This is a genomic window from Cohnella cholangitidis, assembly GCF_014107495.1.
Classification (GTDB): domain Bacteria; phylum Bacillota; class Bacilli; order Paenibacillales; family Paenibacillaceae; genus Cohnella; species Cohnella cholangitidis.
Genome location: NZ_CP041969.1, coordinates 2,698,197 through 2,718,670 on the forward strand (window position 1 = coordinate 2,698,197; position 20,474 = coordinate 2,718,670).

The 20,474-nt window shown below is 52.4% G+C and carries 19 protein-coding genes; 4 read left to right on the plus strand and 15 right to left on the minus strand.

Features of this window, described 5'->3' with window-relative positions; genetic code table 11:
- Nucleotides 1-102: 102 nt before the first annotated feature.
- Nucleotides 103-1,638, plus strand: coding sequence for a copper amine oxidase N-terminal domain-containing protein (locus FPL14_RS12740; protein WP_182303330.1), 1,536 nt, complete (start codon nt 103-105; stop codon nt 1,636-1,638).
- A 94-nt stretch (nt 1,639-1,732) separates the two neighbouring features.
- Here the strand turns inward: FPL14_RS12740 and rpiA are convergent, their stop codons facing one another.
- The 4 genes from rpiA to FPL14_RS12760 all read right to left on the minus strand — a co-directional run bounded on the left by rpiA (nt 1,733) and on the right by FPL14_RS12760 (nt 5,220).
- Nucleotides 1,733-2,431, minus strand: coding sequence for a ribose 5-phosphate isomerase A (gene rpiA, locus FPL14_RS12745; RefSeq protein ID WP_182303331.1), 699 nt, complete (start codon nt 2,429-2,431; stop codon nt 1,733-1,735).
- Nucleotides 2,432-2,606: 175 nt separating this feature from the next.
- Complete coding sequence (locus tag FPL14_RS12750) at nt 2,607-3,299, minus strand: sensor histidine kinase (RefSeq protein WP_182303332.1); 693 nt, start codon at nt 3,297-3,299, stop codon at nt 2,607-2,609.
- Between the two features lie 637 nt (nt 3,300-3,936).
- Nucleotides 3,937-4,425: a hypothetical protein gene (locus tag FPL14_RS12755; protein WP_182303333.1), complete on the minus strand. Its 489-nt coding sequence runs from the start codon at nt 4,423-4,425 to the stop codon at nt 3,937-3,939.
- A 132-nt stretch (nt 4,426-4,557) separates the two neighbouring features.
- Nucleotides 4,558-5,220, minus strand: a complete 663-nt coding sequence (locus FPL14_RS12760; RefSeq protein ID WP_182303334.1) for an aspartate/glutamate racemase family protein — start codon at nt 5,218-5,220, stop codon at nt 4,558-4,560.
- A gap of 129 nt (nt 5,221-5,349) precedes the next feature.
- Between FPL14_RS12760 and FPL14_RS12765 the strand changes: the two genes are divergently transcribed.
- Complete coding sequence (locus tag FPL14_RS12765) at nt 5,350-5,880, plus strand: Crp/Fnr family transcriptional regulator (RefSeq protein WP_182303335.1); 531 nt, start codon at nt 5,350-5,352, stop codon at nt 5,878-5,880.
- Here the strand turns inward: FPL14_RS12765 and hmpA are convergent.
- Both hmpA and FPL14_RS12775 read right to left on the minus strand, forming a co-directional pair.
- Nucleotides 5,838-7,061, minus strand: coding sequence for an NO-inducible flavohemoprotein (hmpA, locus tag FPL14_RS12770; RefSeq protein WP_182303336.1), 1,224 nt, complete (start codon nt 7,059-7,061; stop codon nt 5,838-5,840). The two genes, FPL14_RS12765 and hmpA, sit on opposite strands and share 43 nt — an antisense overlap.
- 164 nt (nt 7,062-7,225) lie before the next feature.
- Nucleotides 7,226-7,489, minus strand: a complete 264-nt coding sequence (locus tag FPL14_RS12775) for a hypothetical protein (RefSeq protein ID WP_182303337.1) — start codon at nt 7,487-7,489, stop codon at nt 7,226-7,228.
- 201 nt (nt 7,490-7,690) lie between these two features.
- Between FPL14_RS12775 and FPL14_RS12780 the strand changes: the two genes are divergently transcribed.
- Complete coding sequence (locus tag FPL14_RS12780) at nt 7,691-8,572, plus strand: pirin family protein (RefSeq protein ID WP_182303338.1); 882 nt, start codon at nt 7,691-7,693, stop codon at nt 8,570-8,572.
- Nucleotides 8,573-8,651: 79 nt separating this feature from the next.
- On the opposite strand, the gene greA is transcribed toward FPL14_RS12780, so the two are convergent.
- From greA to pdxR, 3 genes are all read right to left on the minus strand, one after another.
- The gene (gene greA / locus FPL14_RS12785; RefSeq protein WP_182303339.1) at nt 8,652-9,137 is read right to left on the minus strand and encodes a transcription elongation factor GreA; all 486 of its coding nucleotides are present in this window, start codon (nt 9,135-9,137) and stop codon (nt 8,652-8,654) included.
- Between the two features lie 95 nt (nt 9,138-9,232).
- Nucleotides 9,233-9,793, minus strand: a complete 561-nt coding sequence (locus FPL14_RS12790) for a pyridoxamine 5'-phosphate oxidase family protein (RefSeq protein WP_182303341.1) — start codon at nt 9,791-9,793, stop codon at nt 9,233-9,235.
- Between the two features lie 28 nt (nt 9,794-9,821).
- Complete coding sequence (gene pdxR, locus FPL14_RS12795; RefSeq protein WP_182303343.1) at nt 9,822-11,237, minus strand: MocR-like pyridoxine biosynthesis transcription factor PdxR; 1,416 nt, start codon at nt 11,235-11,237, stop codon at nt 9,822-9,824.
- 115 nt (nt 11,238-11,352) lie between these two features.
- Here pdxR and FPL14_RS12800 point away from each other — a divergent pair, with 115 nt between their 5' ends.
- On the plus strand, nt 11,353-11,907 hold the full coding sequence (locus FPL14_RS12800; RefSeq protein ID WP_182303344.1) for a pyridoxamine 5'-phosphate oxidase family protein: 555 nt from the start codon (nt 11,353-11,355) through the stop codon (nt 11,905-11,907).
- Between the two features lie 132 nt (nt 11,908-12,039).
- Here FPL14_RS12800 and FPL14_RS12805 read toward each other — a convergent pair whose 3' ends face one another.
- From FPL14_RS12805 to FPL14_RS12830, 6 genes are all read right to left on the minus strand, one after another.
- Nucleotides 12,040-14,028 (minus strand): methyl-accepting chemotaxis protein, encoded by a 1,989-nt coding sequence (locus FPL14_RS12805; RefSeq protein ID WP_182303345.1) that lies wholly within the window; start codon nt 14,026-14,028, stop codon nt 12,040-12,042.
- Between the two features lie 87 nt (nt 14,029-14,115).
- Nucleotides 14,116-16,011, minus strand: coding sequence for a methyl-accepting chemotaxis protein (locus tag FPL14_RS12810; protein WP_182303346.1), 1,896 nt, complete (start codon nt 16,009-16,011; stop codon nt 14,116-14,118).
- 118 nt (nt 16,012-16,129) lie between these two features.
- Nucleotides 16,130-16,420, minus strand: a complete 291-nt coding sequence (locus tag FPL14_RS12815; protein WP_182303347.1) for a response regulator transcription factor — start codon at nt 16,418-16,420, stop codon at nt 16,130-16,132.
- Between the two features lie 163 nt (nt 16,421-16,583).
- Nucleotides 16,584-17,663, minus strand: coding sequence for a protein-glutamate methylesterase/protein-glutamine glutaminase (locus tag FPL14_RS12820; RefSeq protein WP_182303349.1), 1,080 nt, complete (start codon nt 17,661-17,663; stop codon nt 16,584-16,586).
- Nucleotides 17,664-17,676: 13 nt separating this feature from the next.
- The gene (locus FPL14_RS12825; protein ID WP_229263899.1) at nt 17,677-18,468 is read right to left on the minus strand and encodes a CheR family methyltransferase; all 792 of its coding nucleotides are present in this window, start codon (nt 18,466-18,468) and stop codon (nt 17,677-17,679) included.
- The gene (locus FPL14_RS12830) at nt 18,465-20,471 is read right to left on the minus strand and encodes a chemotaxis protein CheA (RefSeq protein ID WP_182303351.1); all 2,007 of its coding nucleotides are present in this window, start codon (nt 20,469-20,471) and stop codon (nt 18,465-18,467) included. The genes FPL14_RS12825 and FPL14_RS12830 overlap by 4 nt, the downstream gene beginning before the upstream one ends.
- Nucleotides 20,472-20,474 lie beyond the last annotated feature (3 nt).

Sequence of the window (20,474 nt, forward strand, 5' to 3'; positions counted from 1 at the left end):
TTTATGCGCAAAAATCCATTTCTTGTTCGACACGTTCAACCTTTAACTGCACTCCCGATCTGCTAGAGTTCTATGTAACTACGATTAAGGGAGAGAAATGGAATGAGAAACGGGATACGATTAGCCCTGTCCATGAAGCTCTGCGTATTGTTGATTATCGCCCCCTTGTCCTCTAGCGCCATAGCCGCCCCTTACCTCGATCAAGCTGCCTCCGTCGCCGTTCAGAATGAACCGGAAGAGGAGGCAGCGTATCCGACCTTCGAGTTCGAAGAAGGCAACGTCGCCATCGAATGGGTTCCCGAACTCAAAGCGACGGCATGGAAAGTCTACCGTTCCGAAAACAACGTGGATTACCTCTTGCTTCATGATTCATTCATCGAAGAGCCCGACTATATCGATCAAACCGCCCGCGCAGGCAAAGTGTACTATTACGTCGTGGAAGGCTTTAACGACGAGGAACAGCTTCTCTATTACACGCCCCCGATGAAAGCCATCATAAAAGCCGCTCAACCCCTGCCCGCTTCCGAAGTGAACATGACCATTACATTGACAATCGGCAGCAAATCCGCCAAGGTAAACGGCAAAGCGATTTCTCTGTCGACTCCCCCAACCGTTATCGACAATACGACGATGGTTCCCCTTCGTTTCATAGCCGAGGCGCTAGACGCGGACATTCAGTGGGAGAACAAGGAACGGAAGATCACCATCCTCTTGCACGGTAACCGGATCGAGCTCTGGTTAGACGAAGAGATCGCCAAAGTAAACGGCAGCCCGGTAGCCCTAAGCGTGCCCGCTAAACATATCAACGGTTCTACCTTAGTGCCCGTCCGCTTCGTCAGCCAGAATCTGAAGCTTAAGGTCGCCTTTAATAACCAATCTCGCACCCTAACGATCAGCGGAGCCGGAGCCTCCGACTCTCCCTCATCCCCCGCCGAGGCGGACAAGTTGATTGCCTTGTTTAAATCGGGTAAAACGAACTCCGGCCGCTCTCTCCGGAAGGGACACTTATACGGCGACCAGTTCCACATCTCTTTCCAAGACTATAATGAACAAACGGGCGAATTCGGAGGAAAGCTGGAGTGGATGGGAACCGGCGAGATCGATACCCTAACGGGCAAAGCGGACGGCAACAAACTCGTTATGCGTCAAGTGAGCAGACATAACCCCCTCCGCGAGAGTACGAAGAAAATCGACGGCCTAATTACCGTCAGCGTAACGGACGTCAATCGCCTAAGCGGGACATGGAGCATTCCCGGCAGTTCCCTTGACGGCACGATCCGATTTACCATCGATCCCGATGACGTGTCCGCGTTCTTTCATACTTACCAAGTCTATGTCCCTAGCTCATCCGCCACTCTAGAGACGGAAGAGCATTACCAAACCCTCACGGGCGTCGGCTCGCTTAACGGAGGACTGCTGATCCGAAACGACGGCACCTATGAATGGAACAGCTCGGTTGACGGCAAAGTCATTAAAGGCAAATGGGCGAAAACGGGAGATGCCGATTGGCCGCTTAAGCTGTTAATAGGCGAGCTAGGCCATGACTGGAGCGTTGCCGAAGCGATTCATGAAACGGGTGCCTCCATCTATCTATGGGACGGTACCAGCACGCAATATGCTAGGCTGGTCAAGAAATAGACGACAAACAAGGTGAGCGCCGCCAACGGGTGCTCACCTTATTTCAATCGGCTACGGGCACTTGATTAAAGCGCCCACTGGCCGGTATTAGATTCTACGTCGTCAGAATTTCAACGTTGTAGTTAATGAACAATCCGGATTCGATAACTCCCGGAATGGATTTGATTTCCTTCTCGTAGTCGGAAGTGATTTTGTTAAACCGAACATCGAGGATTAAATTGCCCGCTTCCGTAATGACGGGACCATCCTTCGACACGGCCAATCTAAGGTTGATCTCGTTCGCGCCAAGCTTCAGCAATTCGTCTTCGACCAAGTTCACCGCTCTAGGATCCACTTCGATCGGCGCCGCGAACTTCTCCCCTAAGTAAGTAACGAATTTAGAGGAATCCACGAGAATATAGTTCTCCGGCGAGCTCTTCATGACCAGCTTCTCCGCGAACATTGCGCCGCCTCTTCCTTTGATCAGGCTCTTCTGCGGATCCACCTCGTCCGCTCCGTCGAACGACCAATCCGGTCTGGCGTTAAGCAAAGTCGATGTATTCAAACCAAGAATCGAACAGGTTAGCGACACTTCATGCGACGTCGGAATGGCGAGAACGCTCAGATTCTGCTCTTTGACCTTCTTGCTGATCGCCAGCAACGCCAAGAAAGACGTCGAGCCCGAGCCCACGCCGATGACGTCGCCGTTCTTCACGCGCTCGGCGATTTTGTCGGCCACCTTTTCCTTTTGCTCTTTATTTGAAATTTCTCTCGACCATTGCAGTGTGGTCGCAATTTTATTCTCCCAAATCATGAACAAACCTCGCTTCGATTAGTGTGTACGTTCCCGTAACCTGTCATTTATTATAGCATGTTTGCCCGTTCCCGTTGCAATCCCGACCTGTCCGATCGAACCGAGTTTTTTGCAACGCCGCAAGGCTAAAATAGCCGATAAAAGGAAGACGAGGTACGGGTAAGGTCATCTTAATCTACGAAGCGCAATATGGTCGAAATAGCGGAAGCAGAATATGAAGCCGACAGCCTTCCCCCGTTGACGTTAGGGTCATCGTTCCGCCGAGTGACGCGATACGGCCTTGCATCGTCGTTAGCCCGAACCCCGGAGCGCATTGGACGTAAGGTTTGCCCTTATTGCTCAGGACGAGCTCGAGATTGCCGCTATTACAGAGCATAGATAGAGTAAACCGGGTGCTGTTACCGTGGCGGATCCCGTTCGTTAACCCTTCTTGGACCGTATAGTAAATCACTTTCTTCTGGTACGCGTTAAGGCACTCCGTAGGCGCGGACAGCTCGAGTCGCACGTTCGCTCCCGTCGCAGCCTTAGTCGTCTCCGCTAACCGGGACAACTCTGCCGCCAGATCGAAATCGACGTTGCCTTCCTTTAAGGACCTCACCGATTTCCTGATCTCCTCCAGTCCGGTACGCACAGCCTCCTGCAGCAGATTCAGCTTCTGAACGCCCGCGTCCGGGTTCTGCTCCAGCAACCGGCGAATCGCATCGATCTGGACGATCGCCGTTGTCAGGGTATACCCTACTATATCATGAAGATCTCCGGCCAGACGTTGCCTCTCTTCCATTAGCAGCAATTCGATGAGCGCAGCATGCTCTGGAGCCGGATAACCGCTTTCCGTGCCCGCGTGCGCAGCGTTCGGGTAGTTCAACACAGTAACCAGCTCCTTTCCCTCCGATATGTTCATATTAAACGCCGCAGTCCGTACCCGGTATCGGTAACATTACGTATTCCCTTTCGAGCCTTCCGCTTTCTCCCCGATCAAGATTAATTTCTCGTGGCCAGAGATATCACCCTCTCCAATGGAAGCGTACTATCCGTAAAGCGAAATCGCTATTATACTCCGGTATAAATTTCCGCAGCCGTATTCCGATCGTTCTGCTGACTGCGAGAGAGATGGAGAAAGATGGAGGCAGCGTAAAGAGAATAGCGGCACGCGGTGCCGTTATTGGGCGCTCCGGCGCTGTTTGGGGCAGAATTGCGGCACGCCGTGCCGTTATTGAGTGCTCCGCCGCTGTTTTGGGCGGAATAGCGGCACGCCGTGCCGTTATTGGGCGCCGGCGCTGTTTGCGGAATAGCGGCACGCCGTGCCGTTATTGAGTGCTCCGCCGCTGTTTTGGGCGGAATAGCGGCACGCGGTGCAGTTATTGAGCGCTCCGGCGCTGTTTTGGGCGGAATAGCGGCACGCGGTGCCGTTATTGGGCGCTCCGGCGCTGGCATCGCAGGGAGCTTTCCGTACATTCTGATAAGTTAAAAAGACACCCCGACGGGTGTCTTAATTGTAAATGCGGCTATGCGGCTTTCTCGGACTCCACTTGAGCGGCGGTTCCCTTAACCAGGAACGGCAGCGAAGACCATCTGCTCTCGATTTGATGGACGACATACAGCGTAATCAGCAATCCTAGCAGCGCTCCGCAAACCGACAGCGGAATCGCCCATATGAACGTCGGCTGCACGAAGAACGGAACGAAGGAAACCGCCAGAATCGGAGGCGCGTTCCATTTCAGCTTCGTAATAAGCGTTATGACGATAATCGTATTAATGAACAAAGAGATCACGCCCGGATGCACGGATACGATAACCGTTCCGATCACCGAGCTTACGATGGCTCCGAACGCGATTTTGCTCAACTCCGTCTTGCTGAACGGCTTCGAGATAAACAGCAGGCTGAACGCCCCTATCGTCGGAAAAAATAGCGAATGCAACGAAGGAATGTGCGTGGAAATCCAGTAAACGACTACGATATATAAACAGATTGCGATCGTTTTTAAGTTCATCATAAACTCAACTCACCCAATGAGCTATTTTATTCCCCTTTTCCGATCAAGTCAATGGGTTATTGTGAGATTTGTCACAAAAAAGGAAATCAAGAACTGTCGTTTTCTTATCTAAAACCTCCATATCGTTATTTGTTACTTGAACAAAGCGTTTTCCACGTATGGCGCCAAAGCGTCCAACGGGTTGCCTATCGCAACGCCCGTCTCTTCCGATACCGATCTTGCCGCTTCCGTCATCGACAATTGGGCGACGGAAATCGCCTTCCCTTGGTCCGCGGCCAGAAGCTCGCGAATAGATGCGGCCAGAACGTTCTTGTACTGTTCTCTATTCCCCTGCATGAACAGCTCGAACGTATCGGGAATGACCCTAACCTCAATGTCCGGCCGCCTGCCTATCGCCGAAGCGTATTCCTGCAACCGTCCCATGGTCCCTTCGACGGTAGCCGGATTCGTAAAGAGCAGAATCTGATTTCCTTCCCGATGGCTTACAAGGTCGAAGAAGGGCTCATCAATTTTGATGACGGGGACGGTGACCGCGAGCTGATCATCTTGAAGGAGCGCCACGTAATTCGTGCACGTAATCAGGATAGCGTCGACGCGGGCTTGAGCGATCCACTCTATCTGCTCCTTCACCTTGCGCTCGGCATCGGGCAAGCTGAACGAATCGTCCGACGACACCCGGTACACCAAGGCGGGATCGACGAAATGCAGAAGCTCCGCCTCAACCTTGGAGAAAGCCTGCTCTATGTACTCAATGTTGGCGTAATGGGCATGCAAGCAACCGATCCTTCTTTTCAAGACGACCACCGCTTTCGTTTTACCTGCTATTCTAACATAACTCCTAATCGTTCGATGATGATGCTACAATGGTAAACGAAAGAGCGAACGCCGACAGGTCGGCATTCGCTCCAGCTAGGAGGTCTATCTATGTTGCTGCATAAAGGCGAAGTTCTCTTTCGCCAAGGAGAATCGGGTTCCCTGTATCATCTTAAGAGCGGTCTCCTGAAGATCGTGCGCATTCACGAAGACGGCACCCCCGTCATGGTGAATGTTATCGTTCCGAACGAAATCATTCCCCACCATTCGTTAATCAGCCCCAATCCGAATTACGGAACGGCTATCGCGCTAGTAACCTGCGAAGTCGACGTCCTGCCTGCCAAGGAATGGTACCAGGATCTCGAACGCAACCCGGACAAATGCCGCGATATCGCGCTGCTCCTTCAAGATAAGCTGCGAATGATGCAGAAGCGGATCGACCAACTGACGGAGGTGGCGCCCGCGGACAAGCTACGTAAACTCCAAGCTTGGTTTCAGTCCTTTTTCAAGGATATCGACTTAACGGAACTGCTCACTCAAGACGAAATCGCCCAATTCATCGGCGTCCGCCGGGAAACGGTGAACCGGCTGCTTCGTTCTCAAACCAGTTCCAAGTTGCCCGCAGGACCGAAGAACTCGTAATGAACGTCCGTCGCGGGGACTCCCCATTCCTTCAATGCACGATAGATGGTCTTCATGAACGGCACGGGGCCGCAGAAATAGAAGCTGGCGTCTCGAGTCGGAACTACGGCTTGCAGCCAAGGCAGGTCCACATAACCTTCCTTGTGGTAAGAATGCTCGTCTCGGTCTTGTTCCGTCGGCTTCTCGTAGCACCAATAAGCTTGAAGCTGGGAATGCTTGCCGACAAGCTCTTCAACTTGCCCCTTCATAGCGTGCAACTTCCCGTTCTGAGCGGCATGGATAAACGTCACTTGACGCTTAGGCTGAGAGTCGGCCAACGTCTTGAGCATGCTGAACATCGGGGTTAAGCCTACACCTCCGCTAACGAGCACGACCGGACGTTGGTCTTGCGCGTTCAGCGTGAAGTCTCCAGCCGGAGCGGAAAGGAACAGCACATCGTTCTCGCCGACCTGCTCATGCAAGTAGTTAGACACTTTGCCCGCCGGGCGATCCTCCACCGCGTCTTCCCGCTTAACGGTAATCCGGTAGTAAGGCTTTCCGGACGCGTCCGAAAGGCTGTACTGGCGGATATGCGTATTTTTCTCTCCCGGAATCTCGACCTTAACGCTTATATATTGTCCCGCTTCATATGCGGCAATGCCCTTGCCGTCCTGCGGAACGAGATAGAACGAAGTGATGACGTCGCTTTCCTTCGCTTTCCTAGCCACCTTGAACGCTCTGAAGTCCGCCCAGCCGCCCTCCTGCTCCTCGGATTGTTTGTACATTTCCGCCTCTACGCTAATGAAGGCATCCGCAATGATTCCGTATGCTTCCGCCCACGCCTGCAAAATCTCCTCCGTTGCCGCATCCCCTAGCACGTCTTTGATGGCCGCCAGCAAATTCTGTCCCACGATCGGATAATGTTCGGCTTTGATTCCTAAGCTCCTATGCTTGTGTCCGATCTGCTTCACTACCGGAAGGATCGCTTCCAGCTTATCGATATTCGCGGCCGCGGCGTACACCGCGTTCGCAAGCGCGGTTTGCTGTCTGCCCTGCTTCTGATTGGCGTGATTGAATATATTCAACAATTCGGGGTGTTTGGTGAACAACATTTCATAGAACCGCTTCGTAATCGCCGTCCCATGCACCTCCAGAACCGGTACCGTCGACTTGATCACTTCAATGCTTTTTACGCTTAACATGCCGTTTCTCGCCCCTTCTCAAATCGGAATGTCCTAAGTATAGGTTAGGGTAACTCGCGTACCTGTGATTTCAGTCACACCAAAATAGGACAAAGTATGGCGATAGGTTACCCGGGCGAGCGCAAAATAAAAGCACTAAAGCAGTTGGCTTTAGCGCTCATCCATTAAATATCTACCGCGAGATGGGGTTTGCTGTAATGGCTCGTGCCTCCGCCGCCGACCAGTACTCTTCCCCCTTTATTGAACGTTAGCAATTTAGAAGTGCCGTTATTCAGCAACACCCTGACCTCCGCGCGACTAGCCGTTGCGACATAGATGACATACCCGCTTCTGGACACGATCGTTCTCCACTTTCCATCGAATTCGGAACGGAGCACCCGATTGGAATACACCTGGTTTTCGATGGCTTTGACATTGGCTTTCCTCATGGCTCGCCTCCCTCCAACCGGCAAACTTAACGACGGTTCATAATCATTTTATTCGGGAAACCCGCAATGGAGTGGACAGCTTGGCCAGTATATTTTGCTGCTTGGTCCCTTGCCAAGAGGTTGACTAAATCCGATTTTTATATTATCTTAAATTTAAGATTTATAGTTTTAAGATATACGAATTGAAAGGGGAACGTTAAAATGACTACATTTCGCCCAATAGAGGGAACGTATGCGGGAGCGCCATTCCATATGGTCGGGGACGGTTTTCGAGTGTCCAACTACTTTCCGTCGGGAAATGACTTCGGCGAGCGTTTTAGCCCTTTTATCTTGATGGACTATAATGCTCCGTTTACTTTCCCGCCATCTGCCTCCGTGAAGGGAGTCGGAGCGCATCCGCATAGAGGTTTCGAGACGGTGACGATTGCTTACGAGGGTTATATCGAACACCATGACAACCATGGCAACCACGGGATCATCGGCCCGGGCGACGTGCAATGGATGACGGCCGGCTCCGGCTTATTGCACAAGGAATATCATGAACCCGAATTTTCCAAGCGCGGCGGCCTCTTTCAAATGATCCAATTGTGGGTGAACCTGCCTCGCGAGCATAAAATGCATCCGCCTAAGTATCAAGAGCTGCTAAAGAACGACATGGGTAAAATCGACCTTCCCGACGAGGGCGGAACCGTTAGGGTGATCGCCGGCGACTACAACGGAGTGAAGGGTCCGGCCCAAACCTTCACCCCGATCCACCTGTTCGATCTTGCTCTTAAAGCGGGCGGTAAATCCCGGTTCGAGCTGCCTTCCTCCTACAATACGGCGGCTCTGGTGCTGCGGGGGACCGCAACGATTAACGGCGCCGAAGCTGCGAACGAAGGGGATTTCATTTTGTTCGCGAACGCTCCCGGGGAAATTCTCGTCGAAGGGCAAACCGATGATACGCTTGTTATCGTGTTGAGCGGCGAACCGCTGAACGAGCCGGTCTTCCAGCACGGCCCGTTCGTCATGAACAGCCGCGAGGAATTAATCGAAGCCTTCAAGGACTTCCAAGCGGGGAAAATGGGCAACGCCGATTTCTGATCTATGGCAGCATCATGGCGTGACCTAATGAAAGAGCTGTTCCCGTAGGCCAATCGCCTATTGGAACAGCTCTCTTCGGTTATATGCCCTTAATCTGTAGTACCTCGTATTTAACGACTCCCACAGGCGCTTCGACGCTAACGACATCTCCGACCTTTTTGCCGACCAGCGCTTTGCCCAGCGGGCTTTCGTAAGAGATTTTGTTCTCCATGACGTCCGCCTCCGCAGGGCCGACAATCTGGTACTCCATCTCCTCGGCGAATTCGATGTCGTTCAAGACGACGACCGCGCCCACCTGAATGGTCGAATGATCCAAATCGTCGGAATCGACGACTTTGGCTTTATTCAACATTTTCTCCAGCACGATAATTCTCGTTTCCATGAACGATTGGTCGTTCTTGGCCGAATGGTATTCGCTATTTTCTTTAAGATCGCCATAGCTGATCGCCAACTTAATCCGGGCGGCGAGTTCCTTGCGCTTTACGTATTTAAGATCATCAAGCTCCGCTTGCAGCTTGGCTAAGCCTTCTTTGGTCAATATGACTTCATCGTTCGCATTAGACATGATGCGCAGCTCCCATTCGCTTTCTTCTGTACTCCATTCTAACCTATATTCCCGGCAAGTACACTTTAATCAACGACATCGCGAATGATTCCGTCTCAATCGCCGATCGCTTCCCCGATAGGAGTCGGCAATCCATCGATGCTCGTCGTATTTTTGTCCTTCCAATACTGCTTAAGCCCATCTTCGCCCTTCTGATCGGCCCACCGGCTCAGCGTCTCCCGCTCTCCCGAATAGTCCATGAAGGGAATGGAGTAGCCGCAAGACGTCTGAACGATGTCGAAATCAAGGATAATGATCTGTCTTGCTCCGGGAATCGGCGAAAACTTCGGATATAATTCATTCCATTCCGGCGATCCCGGCAGGACGACCGTCCCCGTTCCGTACAGCCTCAGAATATTCGGCGGGCCTTCGAAGGCGCAGAACATCACCGTAACTCTTCCGTTCTCTCGGATGTGGGCGCTGGTTTCGTTTCCGCTCCCGGTCATGTCCAAGTAAGCTACTCTATTGGCGGACAGAACCCGCAAAGTGTCGTAGCCTTTAGGAGAAATATTCACGTGGCCGTCTTCGGACAGCGGCGCTGATCCCACGAAAAAGATGCGTTGTTTCGCAATGAATTCCTCATGTACGGGCAGCAATGCGGTAAATTGTTTTCCCATCTCGTTTCCCCCTCTGCTTAAGGCAGCTCTATGAATTGCCAAACCAAGCTTGCTTCATTCGGATAATCCCTTCTTCGATTTGGCTTTCGCTCAAACCTCCGAATCCTAGCATCAAGTAGGAAGGCGGACATTGCGCCGGATCCGTCCAATGGCTGCTTGGCGCGTATACCTTGACGCCATGCTCCGATGCAAGTTTGATTAATTCCCTATTATTACGATTATAAACGTCGAGCAGCAGATGCAGTCCCGCTTTTTGCCCGATGACCTCGACCCGTTCCCCGAAGTGCCGATGGATCGCTTTCAGCAACGTACGATGCTTGCCCTGGTACAGCTTCCTCATTTTGCGAACGTGTCTCTCGTAGTGTCCTCCCCGCATGAAAATCAGCATCGCTCTCTGAAGCAAAGGCGATACCGATTGGCTATACGGAGCGATTCCTTGACGGAAACCGGCCGCCAGCCTGTCGGGCAACACGATATAACTAATACGCACGGCGGGGAGGAAAGATTTCGAGAACGTCCCCATGTACGCCACCCGATCCCCGACGTCCATCGCCTTCAAAGCCGGGATAGGCTGACCCTGGTAACGGAATTCGCTATCGTAATCGTCCTCGATAATCAATCCGTCGCTCTCGTACGCCCATTGCAGCAGCTTGCTTCGCTTCTGGACGGGGAGCACGCTTCCTAGCGGGAATTGATGCGACGGCGTCACGTATATGGCGCGAACGGCTTGTTGTCCCAACTCGTCCAAGCTCAAACCATCGGACTCCAATCGAATCGGCACGATCTCTCGGCCGTGATTGGCGAGCACCGTTCGGACGCCATCGTATCCCGGATCTTCCATCGCCACCCGGTCCGGTAACGGCAGCACCTGGCATAGCAAACTAATGGACGTCTGCGTGCCCGAGCAGAGAAATACTTGCTCCGGCGAACAGGAGACTCCGCGGGCTTGATAGAGGTATTGCGCGATTTCCGCGCGGAGGCCGAAGTCGCCCTGCGGATCGCCGTAACCGAGAACCCCGTAACCCTCGGAATCCAGCGCTTCCAGCAAGCACTTTCTCCATGTTTTTATCGGGAACTTCCCTAGCTCGACGTCGCCATAGTGAAAATCGCACAAAATCTTCCGCTCACACGAACTCCCGGCATACCTGACTTTTTCGTCGCTTGTAGGGACGGCGCCGTTCATCGGCTTGATGCGCTCCAGCGGAAGGACGTGAAGCCCGCTTCGGGGTTTGCTATGGACGTAACCTTCGGCAAGCAGTTGCTGGTATGCCGTTTCCACCGTATTTTTGCTTAGCATTAAGTGCGCGGATAATTGCCGAATGGAGGGCAATCGGTTATTTTCCGGCAACGCGCCGCTTTCGATCTCCTGCTTAATATAATCATATAGCTGCTTATAGATCGGTATTTCGCTATGTTTATCTAGAATCGGGGATAATCCTATCATTACGCTTGCCAGCCTCCGACTGTCCCTCTGATTTAGATAGAATCTGTCACTTTTAACTAGGACAGACTACGTCTAAAATGATTTTACCACAGGAACGAGAGAGGATGGAATAATAATGAATCCCCTTCGAATGTACAAAAGAGAATGTACCGATCCCTACAAAATCAACGGTTTTCTCGAACAAGCCAGAACGGGTTTCCTCGGATTAAGTTCGGAAGATGCCCCTTACGTTATTCCGTTGAACTACGTATGGAGGAACGGGACTATCTATTTCCACGGCGCTTCCGAGGGAAGAAAAATCACGATGTTGCAGAGCAACTCCCGGGCCTGCTTCACCGTATGCGAAGATCAAGGCACGATTACCGACGTCGTACCGGCCAATACGGATACCGCTTTTATGAGCGTCATGCTATTCGGTACCGTGGCTTTAGTCGCAGAGCTCGAGGAAGCGACCGCGGCCATGCAAAGCATGCTGGACAAATACGTTCCGGGCTATTACGACCATCCATTGGCCAAGAGCCACGTCGAGAAATACGTTTCCTCGCTCGGAAGCAAAACCGCCGTATACAAGCTCGTCCCTGCCGAGATTACCGCCAAAGAAAGCGGTGCCCAAGAGGGCCGTATGTTCTACGCGGGCAAAACTCAGCGCGACGAGCCGAGTCATGCCTGACGTAGCTGATGAAGTTGTTGGGGCATGGCAATTGGCGGGGTTTCCGCGCGTGGACGAACTTCCCGCTTCACGGAAAAGCCCCCTCGGACATTACCGCGCGGAAGGCGGAGTCCAAGAGGGCCATAGGTTAAATTAATAAGTAAATTTATTGATCAGTTGCTTAAGCTCCTCCGACAAGGAAGACAGCGATTGCGCCGACGATGAGATCTCTTGCATCGAAGCCAACTGTTCCTCGGTTGAGGCGGCGACTTCCTCGGACGTCGCCGCGTTTCCTTTGGCAATCATCGCGAGCTCGTTCGCCACGGCAACGATTTCTTGAACGCCGGCGGAAATTTGTTGCGTAATCGCCGATACTTCATCGATATGCGGCGTGGTTTCTCTCATGCTGGTCAAGATTTGTTCGAACTTGAAGATCGTATCGTTAGAAACTTCCAATCCGTTACCGACGTCATGAGTGACTTTTTCCATCGTTTCCACGGATTGTTTGGTTTCTTTTTGGATCTCGATAATGAGTTCGGATATTTGCTGCGCGGACGCCTGGGATTGCTCGGCCAGCTTGCGAACCTCGGCAGCGACTACCGCGAATCCTTTTCCGTGCTCGCCCGCTCTTGCCGCTTCAATGGCGGCATTCAAAGCAAGCAGGTTCGTCTGCTGCGCAATCCCGCCGATGACGTCGGAGATCGTGCCGATTTCCTTGGAACGCTCGTATAACGATTTAATCATTTGGTCCGATTGCCCGACCGATTCATGAATGGAGTTCATTTGATTGACGACCTGGATAACGGACTCCCCGCCCTCTTCCGCTTGCACGATCGTATGTCTCGACAGATCGGACAGGACGGTCACGCTATCGACGATTCGGCCTACGCCCGTCGAGATATCATTCATGGCATGCAGGTTGAGGTCGATTCCGTTAGTCTGCTTCTCCGCATTGCTCGCTACCTCTTGTACGGCCAATGCGACCTGTTCCGTCGCGGCGCTTGTCTGCTGCGCGCTCGCCGTCAACTGCTCGGCGGAGGAGGAGACTTGCCCGGCTCTGCCTTCTACGTCTTGGATCAACGAACGGAGATTATGTTGCATTTCGGCGAACGCGCGGCCCAATTCGCCGATCTCATCGTTCGATCGCAAATGCAAGCTTTCCGTTAAGTTGCCTTTGCTTACTTGAATAGCGTGCGCTTTAAGGCCAACAATCGGCTTAAGTATCGATCTCAGGATGAAATAGATTACGACTCCGCCAATCGCTAGGCAAATCAGAACGGTAATAAACGTATTGTAGAAAATCGATTTCGTCGCATCCTCGACTTCCCAGAGATGCATGGCTCCGGCTACCTTCCACCCTGTCACGGCGTTGGTCGTAAAATACATTCGTTTATCTTTTTCTTGATAATAATATTCGAATTGTCCCGAGTCCTCTTGATACAGGTTATCGAAGAAGGCTTCCTTGGCCTCCGTCCCGGGCTTGTTGGTCGGGTGAACGACGAATTTCCTGGCGCCGTCCAGTATGAGAACGTATCCTTCCTGACCGATCTTGACCGATTCGGCCAGCTTCTTGATCTCTTCGATCCCGAGCGTAACCGCTATGACGCCGCTTTGGTCTGCCGTCGCCTGGGCGACCGTCATGACGATCTCCCCGGTTACGGAAGAAATATAGGGCGCGGTAATAATCGCGTTCCCTCTGCTCGCCATTGCGCTTATATACCAATCTCTTGTTCTGGGGTCGAAGTCCGCCTTCACTTCTTGCTTAGGCGATCTTACGTAAAGCCCCTCTTCGGTTCCAAGGCTTATGCTGGCTACTTCCGGGTGCATATCCATATACATATCGAACATTTTTCTAACCGCGGGGCTCTCTTCCCCTTCATACATGCTCGCATTAATGTTTTTGCCGAAATAATCCGCATCCGTCTTCTTCGATTCCATCGAGCTGCTAATGATGGAGTCGACTAGTTTGACGTTCTCTTCCGCGCTGCTCATGATCTGGTTTTCAATCTCGCTCTTCGAAGTTCCGTAAGCAAATACCCCCACGGATATGGAAGGAATGATTAGAATCAACACGAATGCGGAAATCAGCTTCGTTTTAAAATTGTGCCTGAACCATCTGTACAGCTTTGCCTTCAACGTCATTCAGCCCCTCGTCTTATGTAATGTAAATTTCGATTCAGCCAGAACAATCGGCAACCCCGAAAGGGTTGCCGATGCAGGGAATGCCGATCATTTAATCTTGAACATCTCCACCGACTCGTATAATCGTTCGGCCAGCTTGGACAGCTCCTGCGAGGCTGCCGCCGTCTCTTCCGCCGCGGCGGCGGCTTCTTCGCTGATCGAGGCTACCGACTCTATCGTTAACAGCACTTCGGACGCCTTGGTCGTCTGATCGATGCTGGACTCGGCGATATCGCCGACCTTATGCGAGGTTTCGTTGACTTTGCGCACGATCCCTTCGAACGAATCTCTCGTCAACGCGAATTGGGACACCCCTTCGCTAACCGCCGCCACGCACTTGGACGTACTGCTCTGCATGCCGTTAATGATCGCGGTAATCCGCTTCGTCGCGTCGCCGCTGCGCTCCGCCAGCTTGCGGACTTCATCGGCCACGACCGCGAAGCCGCGCCCTTGTTCCCCTGCCCGCGCCGCTTCGATGGCCGCGTTCAGAGCGAGCAGGTTCGTCTGCTCGGCGATTCCGTCGATCACTTCGATAATGTCGCCGATCTGTTTGGAGTCCTTCTCGAGCAGTTCCATCCGCTCGTTGACCTGTCCCATCTTGCCGATGGAACGATTGATAATATCGGTCCCTTCTTCCGCGATATTCACGGCTTCTTGGGAATAATCCTTAGCTAGATTAGCGTTGGAAGCCACGAACTGAATCGAGGACTCCAAGCTTTCGAACAGCTCGGCCATCGCGCGGGCGCGATCGGCTTGGTCTACGCTTCCTCTTGCGACTTCGTCCGTGCTTGCCGATATTTGCTCGGCCGACGAAGCCACGCTGCCGGATGCGGAGTTTACTTGCTCGATGGTACTGGACAGCGACTCCAGCATTTCGTTCATATTGTCCGCCAGATCCCCGAGCTCGTCATTGGACTTCACTTGCAGGCGCGGCCTTAAGTCGCCTTGCGCCAATACCTTCACTATGTTCGTTATGTATACGATAGGCTTGACGATATTCTTCGCGAACAAGTATGTGACCGCTAGCGTAACCAACGTAACGATCAAAGCCGTAAAGATAGTCGTCCACATCAACCTTGTAATGGGCGCCATCAGCTCTTTTTCCGGAACGGACAGTTGAATGACGTATCCGGATTCGGTCCCGCTGGAATAGCCGATTTTCTTGATGCCGTTATAGGTGTATGCGAAGTTGGAGTTCTCGCCCTTCTTCGACGATTCGAACGCGTTCTCCACTTCGGGAATCTTCATGTCGTATACCGTCTTCTTCATGACCAGCGAAGGGTCGGGGTGGCTGGCGACGTTCCCCGTGCTGTCCATCAGAATCGCATATCCCGTATCGCCGATCTTCGCTTGCGCGACGCTCTTGGTCGCCTCTTCTATCGAATAACTCGTCGCGTAGAAGCCGTAAGGCTGGCCGTCCTTCATCAACGGAGCCGCGAACACCACGACTAACTTGGAAGGATCAAGCGCGGACATCACGGGATCGGAGATAGCGGACTTCCCTTGCGCGACGATCTTGACGTAAGCCCGGCTGGACAAGTCTATCTTGTCTCCGGTATCGGAAGTTCCCTCTTTGCCGGTGAGATCGAACGAGAACACCAAACCTCCGAAGCCGGGATTATCCGCTATGAACGCGGAGGCTAACGCCAAATGCTTCTCTTCGTCCATGCCGTAACTGTTGCCGATTCCCGCTACCGTCTCAAGCTTCGTAAGCTTGTCCTGCAGCACCTCGTCCATCAACGCGGCGACCGCGTTCGTCCTCAGCTCCAGCTCGCCGTTAATCTGCTTCTTGAAGAGCGCCGAGTTCGGGATGAAGAGCGCGAGAGACATCGATGCGATAATGACGAGCGCAATAATCAGGGTCGATATCAGCAGCCGGGTCGATAACTTGCGAATGGTAAATTTCCGTAACCTTTTGTGTCTGGTCGTCGTTGGCGAGTGCATCGAATATAGCTCCTTTAGTTCTTAATTACCATTAAGTCTAAAGGATAGGTATTAGCAACTATATTCATTAACATTTAAGAACCGATTAGCTTCACTCATACTTCCTTAATACTTTGCTTTATAGAGCAATGGCCACGGTTTCTTCTTCGAACTTCAAATGATGCATAATAGATTGGGAGACAACCATGGACAGCAATTCTCTCGTGGAGCAGGTTTTCGTTTTTTCCTGGATTTTGGCGATATGGTTTTTGACCGTTTTCTCCGTTATGAACAGTTCGTTCGCCAACAGCCTGTTGCTATACCCGTATCTCGAAAGGCAGTAGACGATTTCTCTTTCTCTTTCGGTTAAACCAAAACTCTTGGCAAAGTTAGCAACGACGTCCGATAAATAGGATGATTCGTGCTGCATTCAATCAGACACCTCAATTTATACTTTATTTCCTCCGGATGAACTCCCCGCAATTCACAATGATAATATAAAAATGTTAACTAACTATTTGTTCAATATGGATATTGTTTGTCGCAAAGGGGGATTTCACCAGAAAGAAACGGATCTCCATTCAACGGGCGCGTTAGGGCTGTTTTGCCGGCCAACCCGTGACTTCCAAGATTTTCGGCGCGATTAGGTGCAACGGGATCCTATAGTCCACGCAATCTAGCTCAACCGCCGCTCTTGGCATGCCGTACACGATGCACGTTTCTTGCGATTCCGCGATCGTCGTCCGGGCTCCCGTTTGTTTGGCGTTCAGCATCCCTCTTGCCCCGTCGCTCCCCATTCCGGTCATGAGCACGAAGTGTTTCTTTAGGTTTTTTAATTGCGATACCGAGTCGAACAGCTCATCGACGGAAGGCCTGTGACCGTTACGGACCGGCTGCTGATGAAGCTGTATCCTGAACTCTCGGTTCGCTTGCACGACATTCATATGATAATCGCCGGGAGCGATGTAGACCGTACCTCCCAACACCGGTTGGTTGTTCTCGGCTTCTACTACCCGTACGTTCGATAAGCGATTCAGCCTTTCGGCCAATGATTTGGTAAACTTAGGCGGCATGTGTTGAACGATTAGCACCGGGAAGGGGAAGCTTGCGGGCAACGCCGTTATCACGGTTTCAAGCGCCTTAGGCCCTCCCGTGGAAGTACCCAAAGCTACGATCTGGTCGAATTCCTTCGTCAGTCCGAGCTTATCTCGGACCGGCTGCCCCGCGCCATTCCGGGAAACGGCCTTCCTAGTGGAAACCAAAGATCTAAGCGGCATCTGCGAGGCTTGTTTGATCTTGGAGATCAGCTCGTCTTTCACTTTGAAGAGATCCGTCGAGACCGAACCCGACGGCTTGAACACGAAATCCACGGCCCCGCCTTGCAGCGCCGCGATCGTGGCGTCCGCGCCTTCTTGCGTAAGCGAGCTTAGCATAAGAATAGGCGTCGGGCGCCTCTCCATGATTTTATCCAGAGCTTCCAGCCCGTCCATCTCCGGCATCTCGATATCCAATGTCACGACATCGGGCTTATGCTCCATGACCATGCCGATCGCTTCCAATCCGTTGCGCGCCGTTCCGATAACCTGTATGGCCTCGTCCTCTTCGATCAAGCGCGGAATCAGCTTGCGCATAAACGTCGAATCGTCTACAACAAGCACTTTTATTTTCGGCAATGAATCTCTTCCCTTATTGTTTTCTATAAAAAAAGGTATCCATTGGCTCAAGACCGTACCTTTGCGGGTGAACGATTTGTTCGCTGCCCCCGATGAAGAGATAACCGCCCTTCTTCAGGGATTTGCCGAACTTCTCGAACAAAGTTTCCTTTGCTTCGTCCGTAAAATAGATAAGGACGTTGCGGCATAGGATCAGATCGAAGTTGCTCTCGTACGGATCGGCCAGCAAGTTATGCTGTTTGAACCGGACGCAGCGTTTGATCTCTTCGGATACCGCATAACGGCGGTCCCGCAAGGTGAAATATTGGTCGAGATACGGCTTGGGCACCTCTTTCACGGAATCCGCTTGGTATACTCCCTCTCTTGCCTTCTCCAGCACGCTTTTGTCGATGTCCGTCGCCAACACTTGAATATCCTTCACGCTTAGGAAAGCCGTAAGCATAAGCGCCAGACTGTAGGGCTCTTCTCCCGTGGAACACGCGGCGCTCCAGCATTTGATTCGTCCGTTGTTCTGAAGCACGCTGGGAATAACCCGTTTCTCCATGATGCTCCAACGCTGGGCGTTGCGATAAAATTCCGACACGTTTATCGTCATATGTTCCAGCATCTCGTCGAGCAGCTCGGCGCTTCTCTCCATCGCATAATAGAAATCGACGAACGTGCCGAAGCCTCTTTTATCCTTGAGGTTGGCGAGCCGGCGCTTCATTTGATTTTCTTTGTACAACGCAAGATCGATGCCCGTTCGTTTCTTGAAGAGCCCCATGAACTGGACGAAATCCTGATCCATTGCCGGGGAAGGCCTCATACGATCGTCCTCCGGGCCGCATGATTGATAATTCCCGGCACCTCTAGGATAAGCGCTACTTTCCCGTCGCCCAATATCGTCGAACCGGCGATGCAGTCCACTTTGCCCACGTAGGAACCGAGCGATTTAATGACGACCTCCTGGTTGCCGATAAGCTCGTCTACGGCAAGCGCCATTCTTTTCTCCGCGGAGCCCACGATCACAAGCTGAATATGGCTCTTCGCCCGTTCCACTCTCGGAATCTGGAAATGAACGTGAAGCCAGACGATTGGAATGACCTGGTTGCGCAGCAAGACCACTTGCTGTCCTCGTACCGTTCGTATGTCTTCATAGGGAATTCTAACGATCTCGGCGATATTGCTCATCGGAATGATAAAGGTTTGCTGGTGCAGCTTTACGAGCAGCCCGACGATAATCGCCAACGTTAACGGGAGCTTGATCTTAAAGCAAGTGCCCTTGCCCAATGCCGTCTCGATATCGATCATGCCGTTCAGCTTCTCGATATGGCTTCTGACGATATCCATTCCGACGCCGCGTCCGGAAACGTCGCTTACGATGCTGGCCGTAGAGAACCCCGGACGGAAAATCAGGTCGATCGCCTCCCGGTCGCTTAACGCTTCCGCCTCCTCCGAGGTAATGATCCCCTTGTTCCGCGCGGACTCTCTCATCTTGGCCGGATTGATGCCGGAACCGTCGTCTTCTACGTAAATGACGACCTGATTGTCTTCGTGCGCCGCTCTGATCCGCAGAGTGCCCTTACGATTCTTGCCGGCCGATTCTCTTGCCTCCGGCTTCTCGATTCCGTGATCTATGGCGTTGCGAATTAAATGAATTAGCGGGTCCGCGATTTCCTCGATCAGCGTTCGATCCAATTCCGTCTCTTTGCCCTCCATCGCAAGATCGATTTCCTTGCCCAAATCCCGTGACAAGTCGCGAATCATGCGGGGAAACCGGTTGAAGAGCTGTTCGATCGGCAGCATTCTGGCTTTCATGACGCTTTCCTGCAAATCCCCGATGATTCGGGAAAGATGGTCGGAAATTTGCCCGAGCTCGTTCACGGTATCATCGGAGAATCTCCGTCTCTGCGTACGCTCCACTTGATGGATGCGCGTGTGGTCGATCACAAGCTCGCCGACGAGATTCATGAGATGATCCAGCCGCTCCACGTTTACGCGGACCGATTGGGATCTGGACTTGCCCGTTGGCGGTTCTCCGGCGCTTGCGTTGCTTGCTTGCGTCTCTGCCTCGTTGCTGACGTATAGAACCTCGTTCGCGACGGACTCCACGTTCACGCCGGCAACATCCGATAAGGAGGCGACAAGCTGTTCCAGCTCTTGAAGCTCTTGACTCCCCGCATAGAGAAATTGGAACTCGAAGGGAACCTCGCTATGCTCGCCGATTCCCTCTATTTCCGGATCGGAATGAAGAATCTCTCCCCAGTTGCTTAGGTTGGAGTGAATGACATAGAACCTCGCGCCTCGAATCACGCACTCAGGGGAAATTTGCAAGCCGATCCAATAAACCTTCAGCCCGAGATCTTGGGCCTCCTGCATTCTTAGCGCGACGTCCATGCTTAATGCCGGCCGCTTCGATTCCGCGCCTCTTGGCGGGCCCGAAGAACGGCAGGAATCCTTCACGAAGGAATGAAGCGCCCTAACGCATTCGGAAATGTCGGTAACCGATCCATCGTTGCGCAGGATATCTTTTCTCAACTCTTTCAGACAGTCCAACGATTGGAAGAGCCGGTCGATTAGCGAACCGGACACCTCAAGCTGCTTGCTTCTTACCAAATCCAGTAAATGCTCCATTTCGTGGGTTAGCTGCTTCATTTCCTCGTAACCCATTGCCGCGGATGAGCCTTTCAACGTATGGGCGGCCCGGAACAGGCTTTGCACGTCCCGTTCGGTCCCGCCCCTCTGCTCTAGTTGCAAAATAACATCGTCCATGAGTTGCAGTTGCTCGTCCAGCTCTTCGAGAAAAACCTCTCTATATTCGGCTAGCATCTA

Excerpts from the sequence above, each read along its gene's own strand:
- rpiA (WP_182303331.1), bottom strand. The coding sequence starts at position 2,431 with ATGATTTGGGAGAATAAAATTGCGACCACACTGCAATGGTCGAGAGAA.
- FPL14_RS12825 (WP_229263899.1), bottom strand. The coding sequence starts at position 18,468 with ATGAGGCCTTCCCCGGCAATGGATCAGGATTTCGTCCAGTTCATGGGG.
- FPL14_RS12765 (WP_182303335.1), top strand. The coding sequence starts at position 5,350 with ATGTTGCTGCATAAAGGCGAAGTTCTCTTTCGCCAAGGAGAATCGGGT.
- FPL14_RS12740 (WP_182303330.1), top strand. The coding sequence starts at position 103 with ATGAGAAACGGGATACGATTAGCCCTGTCCATGAAGCTCTGCGTATTG.
- FPL14_RS12755 (WP_182303333.1), bottom strand. The coding sequence starts at position 4,425 with ATGATGAACTTAAAAACGATCGCAATCTGTTTATATATCGTAGTCGTT.
- FPL14_RS12805 (WP_182303345.1), bottom strand. The coding sequence starts at position 14,028 with ATGACGTTGAAGGCAAAGCTGTACAGATGGTTCAGGCACAATTTTAAA.
- FPL14_RS12800 (WP_182303344.1), top strand. The coding sequence starts at position 11,353 with ATGAATCCCCTTCGAATGTACAAAAGAGAATGTACCGATCCCTACAAA.
- pdxR (WP_182303343.1), bottom strand. The coding sequence starts at position 11,237 with ATGATAGGATTATCCCCGATTCTAGATAAACATAGCGAAATACCGATC.
- FPL14_RS12790 (WP_182303341.1), bottom strand. The coding sequence starts at position 9,793 with ATGGGAAAACAATTTACCGCATTGCTGCCCGTACATGAGGAATTCATT.
- FPL14_RS12830 (WP_182303351.1), bottom strand. The coding sequence starts at position 20,471 with ATGCTAGCCGAATATAGAGAGGTTTTTCTCGAAGAGCTGGACGAGCAA.
- FPL14_RS12775 (WP_182303337.1), bottom strand. The coding sequence starts at position 7,489 with ATGAGGAAAGCCAATGTCAAAGCCATCGAAAACCAGGTGTATTCCAAT.
- greA (WP_182303339.1), bottom strand. The coding sequence starts at position 9,137 with ATGTCTAATGCGAACGATGAAGTCATATTGACCAAAGAAGGCTTAGCC.
- FPL14_RS12810 (WP_182303346.1), bottom strand. The coding sequence starts at position 16,011 with ATGCACTCGCCAACGACGACCAGACACAAAAGGTTACGGAAATTTACC.
- hmpA (WP_182303336.1), bottom strand. The coding sequence starts at position 7,061 with ATGTTAAGCGTAAAAAGCATTGAAGTGATCAAGTCGACGGTACCGGTT.
- FPL14_RS12780 (WP_182303338.1), top strand. The coding sequence starts at position 7,691 with ATGACTACATTTCGCCCAATAGAGGGAACGTATGCGGGAGCGCCATTC.
- FPL14_RS12815 (WP_182303347.1), bottom strand. The coding sequence starts at position 16,420 with ATGCAGCACGAATCATCCTATTTATCGGACGTCGTTGCTAACTTTGCC.